Annotated in this window: 17 protein-coding genes; 12 read left to right on the top strand and 5 right to left on the bottom strand. The window is 46.0% G+C overall.

Annotated elements, in window-relative coordinates; genetic code table 11:
- Window positions 1-21: 21 nt before the first annotated feature.
- Both trxA and R3O62_RS07980 read left to right on the top strand, forming a co-directional pair.
- On the top strand, window positions 22-336 hold the full coding sequence (gene trxA / locus R3O62_RS07975) for a thioredoxin (protein ID WP_005775395.1): 315 nt from the start codon (window positions 22-24) through the stop codon (window positions 334-336).
- 26 nt (window positions 337-362) lie between these two features.
- Window positions 363-698, top strand: coding sequence for a hypothetical protein (locus R3O62_RS07980; RefSeq protein WP_005810535.1), 336 nt, complete (start codon window positions 363-365; stop codon window positions 696-698).
- Window positions 699-928: 230 nt separating this feature from the next.
- Here the strand turns inward: R3O62_RS07980 and R3O62_RS07985 are convergent, their stop codons facing one another.
- A complete protein-coding gene (locus R3O62_RS07985; RefSeq protein ID WP_005775397.1) occupies window positions 929-1,660 on the bottom strand; it encodes an RDD family protein in 732 nt (243 codons plus the stop codon).
- Between the two features lie 101 nt (window positions 1,661-1,761).
- On the opposite strand from R3O62_RS07985, the gene R3O62_RS07990 reads away from it, so the two are divergent.
- From R3O62_RS07990 to R3O62_RS08015, 6 genes are all read left to right on the top strand, one after another.
- Window positions 1,762-2,724 (top strand): stage II sporulation protein M, encoded by a 963-nt coding sequence (locus R3O62_RS07990; RefSeq protein WP_032529899.1) that lies wholly within the window; start codon window positions 1,762-1,764, stop codon window positions 2,722-2,724.
- Complete coding sequence (locus R3O62_RS07995; RefSeq protein ID WP_005775414.1) at window positions 2,705-3,637, top strand: hypothetical protein; 933 nt, start codon at window positions 2,705-2,707, stop codon at window positions 3,635-3,637. The genes R3O62_RS07990 and R3O62_RS07995 overlap by 20 nt, the downstream gene beginning before the upstream one ends.
- A 13-nt stretch (window positions 3,638-3,650) precedes the next feature.
- Window positions 3,651-4,274, top strand: a complete 624-nt coding sequence (locus tag R3O62_RS08000) for a DUF4129 domain-containing protein (RefSeq protein ID WP_195341394.1) — start codon at window positions 3,651-3,653, stop codon at window positions 4,272-4,274.
- A complete protein-coding gene (locus R3O62_RS08005) occupies window positions 4,271-5,518 on the top strand; it encodes a DUF4350 domain-containing protein (protein WP_317472962.1) in 1,248 nt (415 codons plus the stop codon). Before R3O62_RS08000 ends, R3O62_RS08005 begins: the two co-directional genes overlap by 4 nt.
- Window positions 5,519-5,581: 63 nt before the next feature.
- Window positions 5,582-6,577, top strand: coding sequence for an AAA family ATPase (locus tag R3O62_RS08010; RefSeq protein ID WP_032529920.1), 996 nt, complete (start codon window positions 5,582-5,584; stop codon window positions 6,575-6,577).
- Between the two features lie 2 nt (window positions 6,578-6,579).
- On the top strand, window positions 6,580-7,890 hold the full coding sequence (locus tag R3O62_RS08015) for a DUF58 domain-containing protein (protein ID WP_032529901.1): 1,311 nt from the start codon (window positions 6,580-6,582) through the stop codon (window positions 7,888-7,890).
- On the opposite strand, the gene R3O62_RS08020 is transcribed toward R3O62_RS08015, so the two are convergent.
- Genes R3O62_RS08020 through R3O62_RS08035 form a run of 4 tightly spaced genes read right to left on the bottom strand, consistent with a single transcriptional unit; the run spans window position 7,882 to window position 9,823 of the window.
- Window positions 7,882-8,106, bottom strand: a complete 225-nt coding sequence (locus R3O62_RS08020) for an immunity 17 family protein (RefSeq protein WP_005775420.1) — start codon at window positions 8,104-8,106, stop codon at window positions 7,882-7,884. The two genes, R3O62_RS08015 and R3O62_RS08020, sit on opposite strands and share 9 nt — an antisense overlap.
- 11 nt (window positions 8,107-8,117) lie before the next feature.
- Window positions 8,118-8,537, bottom strand: a complete 420-nt coding sequence (tsaE, locus tag R3O62_RS08025; protein WP_317472956.1) for a tRNA (adenosine(37)-N6)-threonylcarbamoyltransferase complex ATPase subunit type 1 TsaE — start codon at window positions 8,535-8,537, stop codon at window positions 8,118-8,120.
- 15 nt (window positions 8,538-8,552) lie between these two features.
- The gene (locus R3O62_RS08030; protein WP_005810522.1) at window positions 8,553-9,362 is read right to left on the bottom strand and encodes a metal ABC transporter permease; all 810 of its coding nucleotides are present in this window, start codon (window positions 9,360-9,362) and stop codon (window positions 8,553-8,555) included.
- Window positions 9,363-9,400: 38 nt separating this feature from the next.
- The gene (locus R3O62_RS08035; RefSeq protein ID WP_005775423.1) at window positions 9,401-9,823 is read right to left on the bottom strand and encodes a hypothetical protein; all 423 of its coding nucleotides are present in this window, start codon (window positions 9,821-9,823) and stop codon (window positions 9,401-9,403) included.
- Between the two features lie 102 nt (window positions 9,824-9,925).
- Between R3O62_RS08035 and R3O62_RS08040 the strand changes: the two genes are divergently transcribed.
- The 4 genes from R3O62_RS08040 to R3O62_RS08055 all read left to right on the top strand — a co-directional run bounded on the left by R3O62_RS08040 (window position 9,926) and on the right by R3O62_RS08055 (window position 17,238).
- Window positions 9,926-10,927: a M28 family metallopeptidase gene (locus R3O62_RS08040; RefSeq protein ID WP_005775424.1), complete on the top strand. Its 1,002-nt coding sequence runs from the start codon at window positions 9,926-9,928 to the stop codon at window positions 10,925-10,927.
- A 7-nt stretch (window positions 10,928-10,934) separates the two neighbouring features.
- Window positions 10,935-12,107 carry a hypothetical protein gene (locus R3O62_RS08045; RefSeq protein ID WP_032536928.1) on the top strand — a complete coding sequence of 391 codons (1,173 nt, stop codon included), beginning with the start codon at window positions 10,935-10,937 and terminating at the stop codon, window positions 12,105-12,107.
- A 138-nt stretch (window positions 12,108-12,245) separates the two neighbouring features.
- Window positions 12,246-14,531, top strand: a complete 2,286-nt coding sequence (locus R3O62_RS08050) for a GH92 family glycosyl hydrolase (protein ID WP_005810519.1) — start codon at window positions 12,246-12,248, stop codon at window positions 14,529-14,531.
- A gap of 40 nt (window positions 14,532-14,571) precedes the next feature.
- The gene (locus tag R3O62_RS08055) at window positions 14,572-17,238 is read left to right on the top strand and encodes a Kelch repeat-containing protein (RefSeq protein WP_032538202.1); all 2,667 of its coding nucleotides are present in this window, start codon (window positions 14,572-14,574) and stop codon (window positions 17,236-17,238) included.
- The last annotated feature ends 44 nt before the right edge of the window (window positions 17,239-17,282 follow it).

Below are 17,282 nucleotides of genomic sequence, written 5' to 3' on the forward strand. Positions count from 1 at the left end.
TAACAATTAATAATTAAAGAAATGGCTTTAGAGATTACTGACAACAACTTTAAGGAAATCCTTGCAAAAGGAACACCGGTTGTTATTGACTTTTGGGCTCCCTGGTGCGGGCCTTGTAAGATGGTAGGTCCTATCATCGACGAGTTAGCTAAAGAATATGAAGGAAGAGTGATTATGGGTAAGTGTGATGTAGATGAAAACTCTGATCTTCCTGCAGAATTCGGTATTCGTAACATTCCTACGGTTCTTTTCTTCAAAGACGGAGCATTAGTGGATAAACAAGTCGGTGCCGTAGCTAAACCTGCATTCGTAGAGAAAGTTGAGAAATTATTATAATATACTTTCATTAAAAATATTTGTTTATGGGACTGGAAGACGATTTTTTGTTAAGTGATGCCGATGATGAAAAGACCATCGAGTTCATCCGGAACTATTTGCCTCAGGAGTTGAAGGATAAATTCTCAGAAGACGAGTTATATTATTTCCTCGATCTGATCGATGAGTATTACTCTGAAAGCGGAATCCTTGATGCTCAGCCCGATGCTGACGGTTATGTAGACATCGATCTGGAGCAGGTAGTGGAATATATCGTGCAAGAAGCCAAGAAAGATGAAGTGGGTGAATACGACCCGGAAGAAATCTTGTTTGTGGTGCAGGGAGAAATGGAATACGGAAATTCTCTGGGACAGGTGGAATAAGCCAGTCTTCGTAAACCAAAAGATAAAGAGCGTGCAGAAACACTTCTGCACGCTCTTTTGTTGCATATATGTATGATAGTTTACTTTGTCTTGATTCCTCTCCTCCTGCTAAAAATACATTTTGTTTTTCGGCCCTCGGAAGTATCGGATGTGTATAGGAGTCCGGATATCTGCCTGAAAATAGGATGAATAAAAGTCCGGCTTACTCTGTTTTTACGAAATAAGATCTACTAAATTTCTTCTAACGCATAGTATTGGTAGTCTCTTACAACGGTTTGAAGAAACTTTTCATCATTTACGTCTGTTTGGTCTACAGAAAGCAGTGCACGAACTTTGGGTGCCAGTTGTGAGATATGCCTTGCCCGGTCCTTATGATGCAGTTCTAACGCCTTACTGATCACATTTATTTGCTCCAAGGACAGATCGGCGGCTAATGGAAAACTGGGGTGATATCCTTTGGTCAGATAATCGAACTCATCAAGGCTTACTTGTATTTTGCGGTAATTTTTCTCTTTAATTACCATTGTTCCTGCCGCAAGATCGCCCAAACGTTGGCTGTTTTTGGTTAATAGTATGACCAGTACCCCCAATCCTCCGGTAATAGTTACGTCTATCCCATAGAGCAACCACCTTAGCAGATATGCACTCAGGCTGGGTGTCGTACCGTCTGCTTTTACCACACGGATATTCATGACCTTTTTTCCGATACTTTGTCCTTGGTTAAAAACTTCGCAAAGTAACGAGTAACATAGTACGGGCAGATAGATAAACAGGAACAACAAGAAAAAAGTACTTCCGGAAAAAGCGTGTATATTGAGTTTCCCCAATACATAAGAAGTGGCAAGAATGTAGATAAACAGCAGGAAATAATCGATGATACGAGCCAATATCCGTTCGCCAAGGCTGGCGGGTACCTGACTGATGCGTACGAATTGTCCTGTGATGATAGTCGATTCTGCCATTTCTGGTTAAACATTTTTTGGTTTCGGTTGCAAATATATCATAATTCTCTTACTTTTGCTTCCGGTTTCGGACAAAACTTATCCGGAATTCAACGAGTTAAATGAAAGAGGTAACGTTTATACGTCGGAACATTGAAAAATGGAAAGAGACAGAGAAGGTGGTGGAGCAGGCAGATAAACTGACTCCCGACCGTCTTGCCGATGCTTATACGGAACTTACTGCCGATCTGGCATTTGCGCAAACTCATTATCCGTCTTCCCGCATTACTATTTATCTGAATAACCTGGCTTCGGCCCTCCATAATGTGCTTTATCGCAATAAGAAGGAGAAATGGACCCGTATTTTTACTTTCTGGACACAAGAGGTTCCACAAACGATGTACCATGCTCGTAAAGAGCTGTTGATTTCGGCTCTGATCTTTTTGGCCAGTGTATTGGTGGGTATTGTTTCAGCAGCGAATGATGATAACTTCGTCCGTCTGATTCTGGGGAATGGTTATGTGGATATGACGCTCGATAACATAGCGCGTGGTGAACCGATGGCTGTATACAACGGTTCGGATGAAGTTCCTATGTTTTTGGGCATTACTTTGAATAATATCATGGTTTCTTTCAATGTCTTTGCAATGGGGTTGCTCACCAGCTTTGGGACAGGATGGTTACTTTTTAATAACGGAGTAATGCTCGGGGCCTTTCAGACCTTCTTTTTTAAGCATGGCCTGTTGGGAGAATCGATGCTTGCTGTCTGGCTGCATGGAACTTTGGAAATCTGGGCTATTATCGTAGCCGGTGCCGCGGGATTGGCATTGGGAAACGGATGGCTGTTTCCCGGGACTTACTCCCGCAAAGAGTCTTTTATGCGCGGAGCCAAGAAAGGACTAAAGATTATAGTGGGTACGGTTCCTGTCTTTGTTATGGCCGGATTCATTGAGGGGTTTATCACACGCCATACTGAATTGCCTGACTTTCTGCGGTTGAGCATTATTCTTTTATCACTGGCATTTATTATCTATTACTATATTTATTTACCAAATAGAAAAAATCATGGAATCACAAAAACCTAAAATTGCTTTATATGTGAAGCGTCCTTTTGGTGACAAACTCAATGCCACCATGGACTTTATAAAAGAGAACTGGAAGCCGATGTTGAAGTTCAGTACCTATTTGATTCTGCCATTATGTCTGATTCAGGCTATCAGCATGAATGGAATCATGGGGGGAACAATGGGCTTTGCAGCTGCCAAAGAGACCGGAGCCAATCCTCTGGAAGCGATAGGTGCACAATTTTGGGTCAATTACGGATTGATGTTTCTTTGTTATTTGGTAGGATCTATTTTACTGACTTCCATTGTTTACGGATTGATGCAGATTTATAATCAGCGTGAAGAACGTTTGGCAGGTGTCACTTTTGCCGATCTGAAGCCTTTTCTGTTCAAGAATATAAAACGTCTGCTGGTTATGGTACTGTTTTATATAGTTCTGATTATAGCAGTGAGTATTGTTATAGGGATTCTGGTTGCAGCTTCTCCATTTACACTTTTGCTTACTATTCCGCTGCTGATTGCCTGTGCAGTGCCTTTGGCCTTGTTTACTCCAATTTACTTATTTGAGGAGATCGGCATCTTTGCTGCTTTCCAGAAAACTTTCCGTCTGGGGTTTGCCACATGGGGAGGTGTTTTTGGCGTTTCCTTAGTCATGGGATTGATCTCCAGTGTATTGCAGGGCGTTACTACGACTCCGTGGTACATTGCTACTATTGTGAAATACTTCTTTATGTTGAGCGATACACAGAATGAGTTAACTATTTCCGCCGGATATAGTTTTATGGTCTATCTGCTGGCCATTATCCAAACTTTTGGAGCCTATCTTTCTATGATATTTTCTTTAATTGGTATAGTATATCAATATGGGCATGCCAGTGAAGTGGTAGACAGTATTTCGGTAGAAAGCGAGATAGATAAATTTGAGCAACTTTGATTAAACTCTTTGGATGACTTTGCAAGCTGATACTCTGGTCTGTGATACCGTAAGAGTTGCCTTTTGGCAGTCCAATCCGGCTTATGACTACAACCGGGAACTGATAACACCTGAGATTGATGTCTTCGGCTGGCTCAGTATGCAGCTTTCTAAGTTACTGCGCGCCATTTTCGGAAGTCGTTTTGCGGAGGAGTATTCCGGTATTATTCTGGTTGTCATTGCCATTCTGATCTTGTTGTTGATCCTTTGGTTTGTTTATAAAAAACGTCCCGAGCTTTTTATGCGTTCACGCAGGGGGCCTGTGAACTACAGTGTCCATGAAGATACTATTTACGGGGTTGATTTTGACTCTGAGATAAAGCGTGCCATGGAACGTAAAGATTACCGGGAATCCATTCGTTTGCTTTATTTGCAAACCTTGAAACTATTGAGTGATGAGGGGCGGATAGACTGGCAGCCCTATAAAACTCCTACAGAATATATTTATGAGGTAAAACAGGAAGCACTTCGCAGCTCTTTCAGGCGTTTGACAAATGGTTTCCTGAGGGTGCGTTATGGCAATTTTGCTGCATCCGAGCCACTGTTTGAGGAATTGTTGTCCTTGCAAACCGAGATATGGAAAGGAGGTATCGAATGAGAGGTAGCCGCTGGTTTATCATTGGGATAGTTCTCTTTTTGCTGATCATGTTTGTGGTTGAGTATCACCTGCCGAAGAAATTTGTCTGGAACCCGACTTTCGGGCAACATGATCACCAGCCATTGGGAGGGGCTGTATTTGATGATGTTTTAAAGTCTTCGCTTCCGGATGGATATTCACTTTCGCGCAGGACATTCTATCAGTTTGCTGCTGACAGCAGCCCCCGGAAAAGTATTCTTGTCGTTACTCAGCATCTGGATTTGGTGAAGGCGGATGTCAGTGCTTTACTCGATCTGGCCCGTAGGGGAAACAAGATATTGATAGCCAGTTCCTCTTTTAGTCCGTTACTGGCTGATACATTGGGATTCAATAATTCGTATGCTTATTTCAATCCGAGGCGGTTAAAAGAATATGCAGCCGATCTGTTGGAACGTGACAGTGTGTTCTGGATCGGTGATTCGGCGGTATACGATAAGCGTACTTTCCGTTTTTATCCGCATTTATGCGGTATTTATTTCACGAAGTATGATTCGTTGTCTCTGCCGTTGGCTACGAGCCGGATCGATTCCATGCAGATGTTCAATGACAGTTTACCGGATTGCTTTCCGCCTGTGGCTATCAGCCGTCCGTTCGGGAGGGGAGAGATTGTCTTGGTCACTACGCCTTTGCTGTTCACTAACTATGGGATGCTCGATGGCGATAATGCAGCCTATCTTTTCCGTTTGCTTTCACATCTGAAAGGGTTGCCCGTAATTCGTACCGAGGCTTATGGTGCCGGTGCGCAGATTGAAGAATCTCCTTTCCGCTACTTTCTTTCCCAACGTCCTCTGAAGTGGGCACTCTATCTGACAATGTCGGTATTGGTGCTGTTCATGGTGTTTACTGCCCGTAGGAGGCAAAGGGCCATTCCGGTGATTCGTGAGCCGGCCAACCGTAACCTTGAGTTTACGGAGTTGATTGGCATACTTTATTATCAAAAAAAGAATCATGCAGATCTTGTACGTAAAAAGTTCACTTATTTTGCCGAGAGCTTGCGGCGGAACATACAGGTGGATGTAGAAGATGACGGTAATGATGATGTCTTGTGCAGCCGGATTGCGCGGAAGACGGGAAATGAAGAGGTGAAAGTCCGAAATCTTTTCCGTAAACTTCGTCCTGTGGTACGTGGGGAACAGGAGGCCGGAGAGACATTGATGAAAGACCTGATTGATGGAATGAATGAGATAGAAAAGCCTCGATCTTGATCCTTTGGCGGAGGAAAAATAGCTGGAAAGAAAAGAAATATGAATTTGATAAATAAAAAGAATATGGAAGAAAATATGAATGATATGCATGGAGAAGAAGCTCCGCGTACCGATTTGACTCTTTTTTCAGAGAAGATACAGGAACTGAAAAGTCAGATTGCTTCCGTTATTGTGGGGCAGGAACGTACTGTCGACCTGGTGTTGACGGCTATTCTTGCTAACGGTCACGTTTTGATAGAAGGAGTGCCGGGAGTAGCCAAGACCTTACTTGCCCGTCTTACTGCGCGCCTGATAGATGCTGATTTCAGCCGTGTACAGTTTACTCCCGACCTGATGCCGAGTGATGTTCTGGGTACGACCGTCTTCAATATGAAAACCAATGAATTTGATTTTCATCGGGGACCTGTCTTTGCTAATGTTATATTAGTAGATGAAATCAATCGTGCTCCTGCCAAAACCCAGTCTGCCCTTTTTGAAGTAATGGAAGAACGTCAAGCCAGCATTGACGGAACGACTTACCGGATGGGAGAACTTTATACCATTCTGGCTACACAGAATCCTGTGGAGCAGGAAGGAACCTATAAGTTACCCGAGGCCCAGCTTGACCGTTTCCTGATGAAGATTACCATGGATTATCCGTCGCTTGAAGAAGAAGTCAGCATTCTGGAACGCCACCATACCAATGCTGCATTGGTGAAATTAGAGGAGATAAAGCCGGTGATTACCAGTGAGGAGCTGCTTTCTCTTCGCCGGCTGATGGGAAAGGTATTCGTGGATCAGACTCTGCTTCAGTACATTGCTTTGATTGCCCAACAGACCCGTACCAGTAAAGCTGTTTATTTGGGAGCCTCTCCCCGTGCTTCAGTAGCTATGTTGCAGTCTGCCAAAGCTTATGCACTTTTGCAGGGGCGTGATTTTGTGACTCCGGAAGACATTAAGTTTGTGGCTCCCTACGTTTTGCAGCATCGCCTGATTCTGACGGCAGAAGCCGAAATGGAAGGATATTCGCCAGTCAAGGTAACCCAGCGCTTGATTGATAAAGTGGAAGTACCTAAATAATTATGTTCCTGACCAAACGTTTTTACATATTCGTCCTTGTCGTCATCCTGTTGTTAGGTGGCGGATATCTGTTCGGCTCTATGTTCATCATCGGGCAGTTAGGGTTGGTTGCGCTATTGCTCGCCCTGGCCTTCGACGGGTATCTGTTGTATCGTACCAACGGTATCCGGGCCTTCCGTCAATGCGCCGGGCGTTTCTCTAACGGAGATGATAATGATGTCAGTTTACGTATCGAAAGCCGTTATCCCTATCCCGTGAATCTGGTAGTGATCGATGAAGTGCCCGTCATATTTCAACAGAGAGACGTTCATTTTGAACTGTCTCTTCAGCCTAACGAAGGGAAGACAGTGACATATCAACTACGTCCGACCCATAGGGGAGAATACGGTTTCGGATCTATTCGTGTCTTCTCAACCACCCGGATCGGATTAATATCCCGAAGGTTTACGTGTGGTAAGTCCGAAACCGTCAAAGTATACCCTTCTTACCTGATGCTTCATCAATATGAATTGCTGGCGATAAGTGATAATCTGACCGAATTAGGCATCAAGCGTATTCGTCGGGCAGGACATCAGACGGAATTCGAACAGATCAAAGAATACGTAAAAGGAGATGATTACCGTACTATAAACTGGAAGGCCAGTGCACGCCGCCATCAGTTGATGGTCAATGTTTATCAGGACGAGCGCAGTCAGCAGATATACAGCGTGATTGATAAAGGGCGTGTGATGCAGCAGGCTTTTCGTGGTATGACGTTGCTGGACTATGCCATCAACGCCTCTTTGGTGCTTTCGTATGTAGCCATGCGAAAAGACGATAAAGCCGGGTTGGTGACGTTCAACGAGCATTTTGATACGTTCGTCCCTGCTTCCAAGCAAGTCGGACAAATGCAGGCTCTTCTTGAGAATCTCTATAAACAGGAAACAACGTTTGGTGAAACGGACTTTTCCGCCCTTTGTGTGCATTTAGGGAAGCATGTGAATAAACGTAGCTTTCTGATGCTCTATACCAATTTCAGTAACATGACCAGCCTGAACCGGCAACTGGTTTACCTGCAACAACTGGCCAGACAGCACAGGGTGTTGGTTGTATTCTTTGAGGATGCCGACCTGAAAGAATATATTGCCGGGAAACCGGAGACAACCGAAGGGTATTACCAACATGTTATCGCAGAGAAGTTTGCGTTTGAGAAGCGACTGATTGTGTCTACTTTGAAGCAGCATGGCATTTATTCGCTGCTTACAACTCCTGATAAACTGTCAATTGATGTGATCAACAAATATCTGGAAATGAAATCCCGTCAGTTACTCTGATACAGGTTGCGTATTGAGGAAGAAGAAGACAGCCATACCTATCATGATGATTCCCAGCAGTCCGTAAAACAGCCGGGCGCGTTTTCTGCCTACATTCCGTACAATCAGTTGTGCATTTTGGGCAGTGAAAAACCAGTTCCAGTTGAGTATAGATGCCAGCAGGGCGGTAAGCCCTGCGATGGCAAATATTCCCTGAACAAAATATTGAGGGGCCATTGCTCGGATGATTAGTCGTTAATCACTATTTTTCTTGTTCCATCCTCAAGTTCCTCGATGGTAACCTTTACGGCGTCTCCCGGCAACAGTTCTTCTACCAGTTCCGGCCATTCGATGAAACAAAGTGCACCACTGTAGAAGTAATCTTCATACCCCATGTCATATACTTCGCTCAACTTTTTGATCCGATAGAAGTCGAAGTGATAAATCAGTTCTCCGCCTTCGTCCGAACGGTATTCGTTAACAATGGCAAAAGTTGGGGAAGTGATAACATCCGACACTCCAAGCTCTTCGCAAAGTGCCTTGACGAAAGTCGTTTTACCTGCCCCCATCTTTCCATAGAGTGCAAAGACTGTGTTATCGCCTATGGCAGAGATGAACTCGCGGGCAGCTTCGTGAATCTGTTCCAGTGATTGAATCTTGATTTCCATACTTATATGTTGTTTTTATTGTTTCTTTCTGAAAAGGCTCTTTCCTATTTTACATGCAATGTAGATAAGAATAGAGAAGAAAATGATGGATGCTCCCGAAGGCACATTCAGGCGGTAAGAGATCAGCAGACCTCCCAGGCAACTCAGGTAACCGATGGCAATCGACAGCCAGATGATGCGTTTAAACTTGTTGGTAAACAGATTGGCCGTCATCTGTGGGATGGTCAGCAACGAAATAGCCAGTACAATCCCCACCATGCGCAGACAGGAAACGATGGTAAGGGCGATGAACATCATCAGGATATATTCCAATACTACTACCGGGATTCCTTGTGAACGGGCAAACTCACGGTCGAAAGCGATGTATATAATCGGGTGGATGAACAAGGTGAAGAACAGGATTAGCAGGATGGCAAGAATACCCAGCATCAGCAAGTCGGTCTGTGTAATGGTGAGGATATTGCCAAACAGGTAGGCCGAAAGATCGGGAGCGAAACCCGGGGACAGAAAACTAAACATGATTCCCAATGCCATACCCAGTGTCCAGAACATGGCAATGGCCGAATCTTCACGCATGTCTTTTCGTTTGCTGAGCCACTCTACTCCGAAAGCCGATAAGACGGAAAAGACGGCTGCCGAAAGAATGGGAGAGAGGCCGGTATACAGTCCCAGTCCAATGCCGCCGAATGAGGCATGGGTGATACCTCCGCTGATAAATACCAGGCGGCGAGTGACGATATACGTACCGATAATGCCACAGGCAATGCTTGCCAGAAGACTTCCCAGGAGAGCGTGTTGAAAAAAGGTATATTGTAGTAAATCCATACGGTTCAGCTGTTAGGAACGTGAGGCAGACGGGCGGGTTAAGGATGTATCCTCCGTTCGCCTACTACCAGAAAGACTTCATCTTTTATTTCATCGGGAAGGCTGATTCCTCTCAGTTGCAGGCTGCGTACCCATCCGGCTACATCGGTGTCTTGCATGGTATAAAAGACATCACGGAATTTATCAGCTTCTTCCGGTGTATATTCTTCGGGGGCCCTGCCGATAAATGTATCCAGTTCTTCGTCGTCGTAATACTCTATTTGCTTACTGACGGCAGCCAGCAAACTGTCCCGTTCACAAACTTCATGCTGTCCGCAACACTCTACGTCGACTTCCTTTACTTCCGGGAAGCTGTCCAGTTCCCCGTTATCTATTTTCTTTTGCAGCCTTTTGTTGCGGATATACCCGGCAATCATTGCCACGATGGCGAGCAACACCAGACCAACTATAAGTATCCACATAATTACGAATCAAATTTTCGCAAAGGTACTTATTAATTTGTATTATTCCGTATATTTGTCCTTGCAATGTGCTAAATGAACTAAAACAGAAACATCCCGATCATGAAAAGAAAACACCTGATTACTGTCTTTATGTGGTGTGTCGCCACTACTTTGTGTGCCCAGACCCCGGTCGAAAAGGGGCTGAAAAGTATTAACCGTCAGGCTGCCGAGGCTTATATCGGCTTTTTGGCCGATGATGAATTACAGGGACGTGAAGCCGGATTCCACGGTTCGCGTGTGGCTGCCCGGTACATCGTTTCCCTACTGAAAGAGATGGGAGTCCGCCCGTTGGGTGAAAGCTACTATCAGCCGTTCGATGCTTATCGCAAGGAACGCCAGCAGAAGGGACGTCTGGAAGTGCATCCGGACTCGATAGCCAAACTGAAACAAGTGGTACATCAGAAACTGTCAATGAATAATGTATTGGGTATGATTCCCGGAAAGAAGACGGATGAGTATGTGATTGTCGGTGCGCATTTTGACCATTTGGGTATTGATCCTGCCCTGGACGGCGACCAGATTTACAATGGTGCCGATGATAACGCTTCCGGAGTATCGGCCGTACTGCAAATAGCCAAGGCTTTTGTGGCAAGTGGCCAGCAGCCGGAACGGAATGTGATCTTTGCCTTTTGGGACGGAGAGGAGAAGGGACTCCTCGGATCGAAATACTTTGTGCAGGAGTGTCCGTTCATCAAGCAGATAAAAGGATATCTGAATTTTGATATGATTGGTCGTAACAATAATCCCCAACAACCTAAGCATGTGGTTTATTTCTATACTGAGGCCAATCCTTCTTTCGGCCGCTGGTTGAAGGAAGACATTAAAAAGTACGGTTTACAGTTGGAACCCAATTATCGTCCTTGGGACAAACCGGTGGGAGGAAGTGACAACGGATCGTTTGCCAAAGTCGGTATTCCCATCATCTGGTATCATACGGATGGACATCCCGATTACCATCAACCTTCCGATCATGCCGACCGCCTGAATTGGGATAAAGTGGTTGAAATATCTAAAGCCTCTTTCCTTAATGTCTGGAATCTGGCAAACGAAAAGGATTATTAAGAATGAAATGAAAACTAAACTAACTAATTGTGTAAGAATCGGATTACTCTCTTTTATGTTGGGGTGTTTGCTTACTTGTTGCCAAGGAACGGCTCCTTCCGGCAATACAGGTAAAAAAACTTCCAGAACGGCTATTGCGTCCAATGACTCAGTGAAGTTGATTCCCGATAAAGTCTTGAATGACGCGTCTTGTGTGCTTGCCGGCTTGCCGGTTGATAAAGAAAGCGGGAAGCTTTATGCCCTGACCCAGACGAAAGAATGGAAGAACCATGCCCGTTACATGGATCAGATATGGAACGTTTTTCAGCAGACGGCTCCCCGCGTGGTAGCTTTCTCACAGACGGAACTGGAAGATATCAACGCCCGTTGCCATACACTGTTCTATCCGTTTGGGGGGCCTGACTTTCTGTTTGCCAATGCATTCTTTCCAGAAATGGATACTTATGTGCTGATCGGATTGGAACCCGCCGGTAGTGCGCCGAAGGTGAAACACCCTTCTGCCGAAACCTACCGTTTGTATCAAAACGCTGTGTCGGATGTACTCAACCTGAGTTTTTTTAATGATATGGACAAAGAGTTGGCCAATGATACCATTGACGGGGTAGTTCCCATCTATTCGTTGTTGATGGCCAGGGGAAACAGGAAGATAGTCAGTATTAAGGAGGTCCGGTTATCAGAAGCCGGAGATCTTATTGAAGTCGGGAAAGGAGATACCATCCGGAATGGAGATTGTACGGGAATGGAAGTTTGTTTTTTCCGTCCGGGCACTTCCCGGTTACAGACTCTTTATTATTTCTGTACCGATATCAGTAACGAGGGGTTGCAAGCCAATAAGCCTTTACAGGCATTTATGGACCGTTTTGATACGGAGGCTACCGCAACATTCGTCAAGTCGGCTTCGTACCTGATGCATGAGCCTTCTTTTTCCCGTATACGTGAAACGATTCTCAGGAAATCATCTGCCGTAATACAAGACGACTCTTCCATCCCGTTGTCCTGTTTCGACCCGGAGATGTGGACGGTTACTTTGTACGGTACCTTTTATAAACCTATCTCAGCTTTCTCGCAATATTCTCAGCCGGAGTTGCGAGATGCCTATCAGTTGGGCGATCCCAAGCCCCTGAATTTCCGGATCGGTTATGCACGGCAATCCAATTTGCAGGTTGTAAGAAGAAAATAATCCCGGTTAATGACTTTTCTCTGGAGGGTTAACCGGGAATTAACCCTCCTTCTAACCCTTCCTCATTAGCTTCGCAGCATAAATTAAATGCAAAGGGTAAATAAGCCTTTACCCTGTTTAAAATTCAATTTCTGAGCTATGAGGAAGAATATTTCGATTACCCTTATCGTTAGTGCAGCCCTTTTGCTGGCTTCGTGTACACAACAAAAAGTACCTTTCAGCCCTGTCGATTATGTAAATCCCCTGATGGGGACAGAGTCTACTTATGCCTTTTCGCATGGGAACACCTATCCTGCCGTAGCAGTTCCCTGGGGAATGAATTTCTGGAGTCCGCAAACCGGGGAGAATCGAAGTGGCTGGATGTATATGTACACCGACAGCCTGATACGGGGATTCCGCCAGACCCACCAACCCAGTCCGTGGATAAACGATTACGGAACTTTCTCTATCATGCCGTTGTCCGGCGAACTGAAGCTGAATCATAAAGAACGGGCCGTGCCTTTCTCACACACTCAGGAGAAAGCGACTCCTTATAGTTATGGTGTCACGTTTGCGGATGGTACCCGGACGGAACTTTCCGCGACTTCGCGCGGAGCGGTATTTGAAGTTTCTTTCCCGGAGAAGTCCGACCAATATATTGTGGTAGATGCTTATGATGGTGGAAGTGCTCTGGCGATTGACAAGGAGAATCGGTGTGTAACCGGTGTGGCACGTAATCATAATGGCGGAGTACCCGATAATTTTGCCAACTATTTCCGGATAGAGTTCAGCCATCCCATTACAGAAGAAGGAGTATACGACGGGGATACGCTGATGCATCACCAACAGACGGTAGAGGGTGATTATACCTGTGCTTACCTCAAGTTTAACGTTCCGGCGGGGGAAAGGCTGACCGTCCGTACGGCATCTTCTTTTATAAGTCCCTCACAGGCACTTATCAACTTCAGCCGGGAAGTGGGAGGAAAGAGCCTTGCCCAGGTGAAGGAAGAAGCACGAAAACAGTGGAACAGCTATCTGGGACGAATTGAAGCGGAAGGCGGCAGTGAAGAGCAGCTACGCACCTTCTATTCCTGTCTTTACCGGACATTGCTCTTCCCCCGTGAGTTCTATGAGTTCGATGCTCAGGGGAAACCGGTTTATTACAGTCCTTATAACGGAAAAATACACGATGGCTACATGTATACCGACAATGGCTTTTGGGATACGTTCCGTGCAGTCCATCCCTTGTTCACCTTATTATATCCGGAGGTTTCCGAAAGGGTTACCCAGTCCATTCTCAATGCTTACGATGAAAGTGGCTTTATGCCCGAGTGGGCAAGTCCCGGCCACCGTGGATGTATGATTGGCAATAACTCCATCTCTTTGTTGACAGACGCTTGGGCAAAAGGGATTCGTACCATTAATCCGGAGAAAGCTCTTGAAGCGATGATCCATCAGACTGGGGCCGTGCATCCGGAGATCAGTTCGGTGGGCCGTGACGGATTTGAATATTATGATCGTTTAGGCTATGTTCCTTATCCCGAAGTGCATGAGGCTACCGCTAAAACCCTTGAATATGCGTATGCCGACTGGTGTGTAGCGCGCTTTGCCGCTTCCATCGGGAAGAAGGAGATTGCCGACAGTTATTATCGCAAGTCCTTGAATTACCGGAATCTTTATTATCCCGAACATGGCTTTATGTGGGCGAAAGATGCCCAAGGGCGGTGGAGGGACCGCTTTGATGCAACAGAATGGGGAGGTCCCTTCACAGAAGGAAGTTCCTGGCACTGGACCTGGAGCGTTCTTCACGATCCCGAAGGGCTGTCGCAACTGATGGGAGGGCACGCATCGATGGCAGCCCGTCTCGATTCCATGTTTACAGCTCCCAACACCTACAATTACGGCACCTATGGTTTTGTTATCCACGAGATAGCCGAGATGGTAGCCCTTGATATGGGACAATATGCACATGGCAACCAGCCGGTGCAACATGCCATCTATTTATACGATTATATCGGCAGGCCCTGGAAGACCCAGCAACATGTTCGAGAAGTGATGGGGAAACTCTATAACTCCGGCAGCAAAGGCTACTGTGGTGATGAGGATAACGGACAGACTTCTGCCTGGTATGTCTTCTCGGCCATGGGATTCTATCCTGTTTGTCCCGGTGTGCCGGAATATGCGATGGGGAGTCCGCTTTTCCCTAAACTGACGTTACACTTGCCCCATGGAAAAAATTTCATTGTGAAGGCAGAGGGAAACAGTCCCGCAAACTGCTATATCGGAAAAGCCTTGCTCAATGGCAGCGAGTTTACCCGTAATTTCCTGACTCACCGTGAACTTATTTCCGGAGGAGAACTGGTATTATCCATGGATAGTGTGCCCGATCTCCGCCGTGGCACCCTGAAGACGGATCTGCCTTACTCTTACTCCCGGGGGCACTAATCCCGGTATACGTTTGCCATTTCTATTATTTTTCGTATTTTTGTTGCACTATGGAACGGATGACGCATTTATCGAAGAACAGTATATGAGAAGGTTGAGATGTTTGTTTGCTATCGGAATGATATGGCTTTGTATAGCCGATTGTTTCCCGCAGGGACTTCTTTTCTATGGAAATGAGAAGCGGATCAGTGAGCGTGCCACTTATTCTGTCCTGCGCGAGGAACATCAGCGTACCTTTACCAACACCTTCTGCATCTCTTTTGACTATCTGGTACGGAATGTGGAGAGTCCCGGTTATATCCTTTATCTGGAAGACCGGGATGCCGGAAAGACCTATAGCTTCACCTATCTTCATAAACCCGGTGACCGCTGTTCTTTTTCTTTTAACGAAGACGGCAAACGTATCTTTTGTACTTTTGAACTGAATAAAGAAGATTATGACCATCGTTGGTTGCCCGTCTCCATTGCGCTGGACATACACAAAGACCAGGCCCGGATAACCGTTGGCAGCCAAAGCAAAGAGATCTCTAATCTGGGATTGGAGAAAGGCGGCTTCTCTCCGCATATTTATTTCGGTAAATGTGAATACATTCTGGACGTGGCTTCGTATGCCATCCGTAACCTGTCGCTTACCGACGGAGAAGAGATCATGATATTCCCTTTGAACGAGAGTAGCGGAGAAGATGTACACGACAGCCGGGGACATGTTGTGGGACGGGTTACCAACCCCATGTGGCTTATCAATCAGTCCTACTATTGGAAAGAGCTTTTTACGGATTACTCTTCCACACCCTCCGGTCTGAACTTTGACAAAACACATCAGGAGATTCTTTTCTTTAATCAGGACTCTCTGTCTACGTTCAACCTCTATACCCACGAATTGTCACAGGTGCCTTATAAGAATCCTTTGCCGGTTCAGCTTCGTCTGGGTATGAACTTCCTGGATGAGGCTTCCCGCGAACTGTATACCTACGAAGTAGCCGACTCGCACGGTGATGCCATGGTGGCGGCACTTGATCTTTCCACCAACGAGTGGCGTTCCGCCAGTACCGATTATCTTTGTCAGCAACTCCATCATCATAGCGGATTCTTTCATCCGGCCGAAAAGAAATTCTTTCTGTTTGGCGGTTACGGAAGCCGCAGGTATAGCAATACGTTTCTTGCATACGACCTGAAAACTTGCCGCTGGGATACACTGACTTTCTCGGGCGACCGGGTAACTCCCCGCTATTTTTCCGGTATGGCCGTCAGCCGCGATTACAAACGGGTTTACCTTTATGGAGGCATGGGCAATGAAGCCGGTGATCAGAATGTGGGACGCAACTATCTGTACGATCTGTACCGGGTGGATATGGACACCCGTTCGGTACGGAAACTCTGGGAAGTGAAAGCACCGGCGGTCAACCGGGTGGTCCCACGCAATATGATACTCTCTGCCGATGAAAAATACCTGTTCCTGTTGGGGTATCCGGAATATCTGCCCAATTCCACTTTGCAACTATACCGTTTGTCCGTCCGTGACGGAGAGTGTGAAGTGGTGGGAGACAGCATTCCCATTGTTTCGGAAGAGATTGCCACCAATGCCAATCTTTATTTCAATGAAGAACTCGGCGAGTTCTACTGCTCTGTTCAGGAGTTCGAGAAGCACGGTCAGGTGACTACCCGCCTCTATTCTCTGGCTGCTCCGCCGGTGACTCTGGCCGATGTGGAATATTACAGCCGGATGCGGACCACTCTGAACAACAGGCTGACCGGGGGAATCGTTGGCGGGGTATTGCTCTTGATGGCCTGTGTATGGGGAATCGTACGTTACAGGCGGAAACGGAATGCGGCATCCCCGGAGGAAACATCTGCCGGGGTTCTTCCCGAAAGAGGGCAGAGTGCCCCGAAACTTTCGGTTATGGAGCTGCCTGAGATCGAGGAATCCGAACTTGGAAAAGAACCTTCTGAGTGGGATGAGTTGCCGGCTGTATTGCCGCCCGATAAGAATGCGATTTTTCTTTTTGGTATGTTTACCATACTCGACAATGCCGGGCGTGATATAACTTATATGCTCAGTCCTAAGCTGCGTGTTCTCTTTTTATATATTCTGTTGAACAGTGTGGGGAAGAGAGGGGTGCTTTCATCGGATATGAATAAGATATTCTGGCCGGACAAACCCGATAGTAACGTGAAGAACCTGAAGGGAGTAGCCATGAATCATCTGAGAAAGATATTGCAGGATGTAGACGGTATCGAGCTTGTATTCCGCAACGGATACTTCTGCCTGGTGTTTGGCGAAGAGTTCTATTGCGATTATATCCGTCTGATTGCTCTTACTTCTCCCGAAAAGAAAAAGAAGGAGAGTCCCGGTGCCATCCGTGCCGAATGGTTGGAAATACTTCTGCGGGGCAAGTTCATATCTACTGTCGAATCCGATCTCTTCGATTATTATAAACAGAAGGTGGAATCTCTGATTCATTCTCTGCTGCCCGAACAGCTGGAACTTGCTTACAAAGATGCCCGGTTCAGTATCGTCATCCGTCTTTGTAACATCCTTTTCATAGCCGATCCTTTGTCGGATATGGCACTTGCCTACACGGTTTGCGCCCTTCGGAAACAGAATAATCCGGAAGAGGCCATCAGGCGTTATGCCGCGTTTACAAAGGATTATAAGCGGATGATGAACGAGGAATACAGCATTGCTTTCGCCGACATCAAAGTTTAAGTATTGTCCCGTTGCCAATTTGTCAAAATGCTAACGAAAGCCTC

Origin of the sequence: Bacteroides hominis (assembly GCF_033042785.2) — a bacterium.
GTDB classification, from domain to species: Bacteria; Bacteroidota; Bacteroidia; order Bacteroidales; family Bacteroidaceae; genus Bacteroides; species Bacteroides hominis.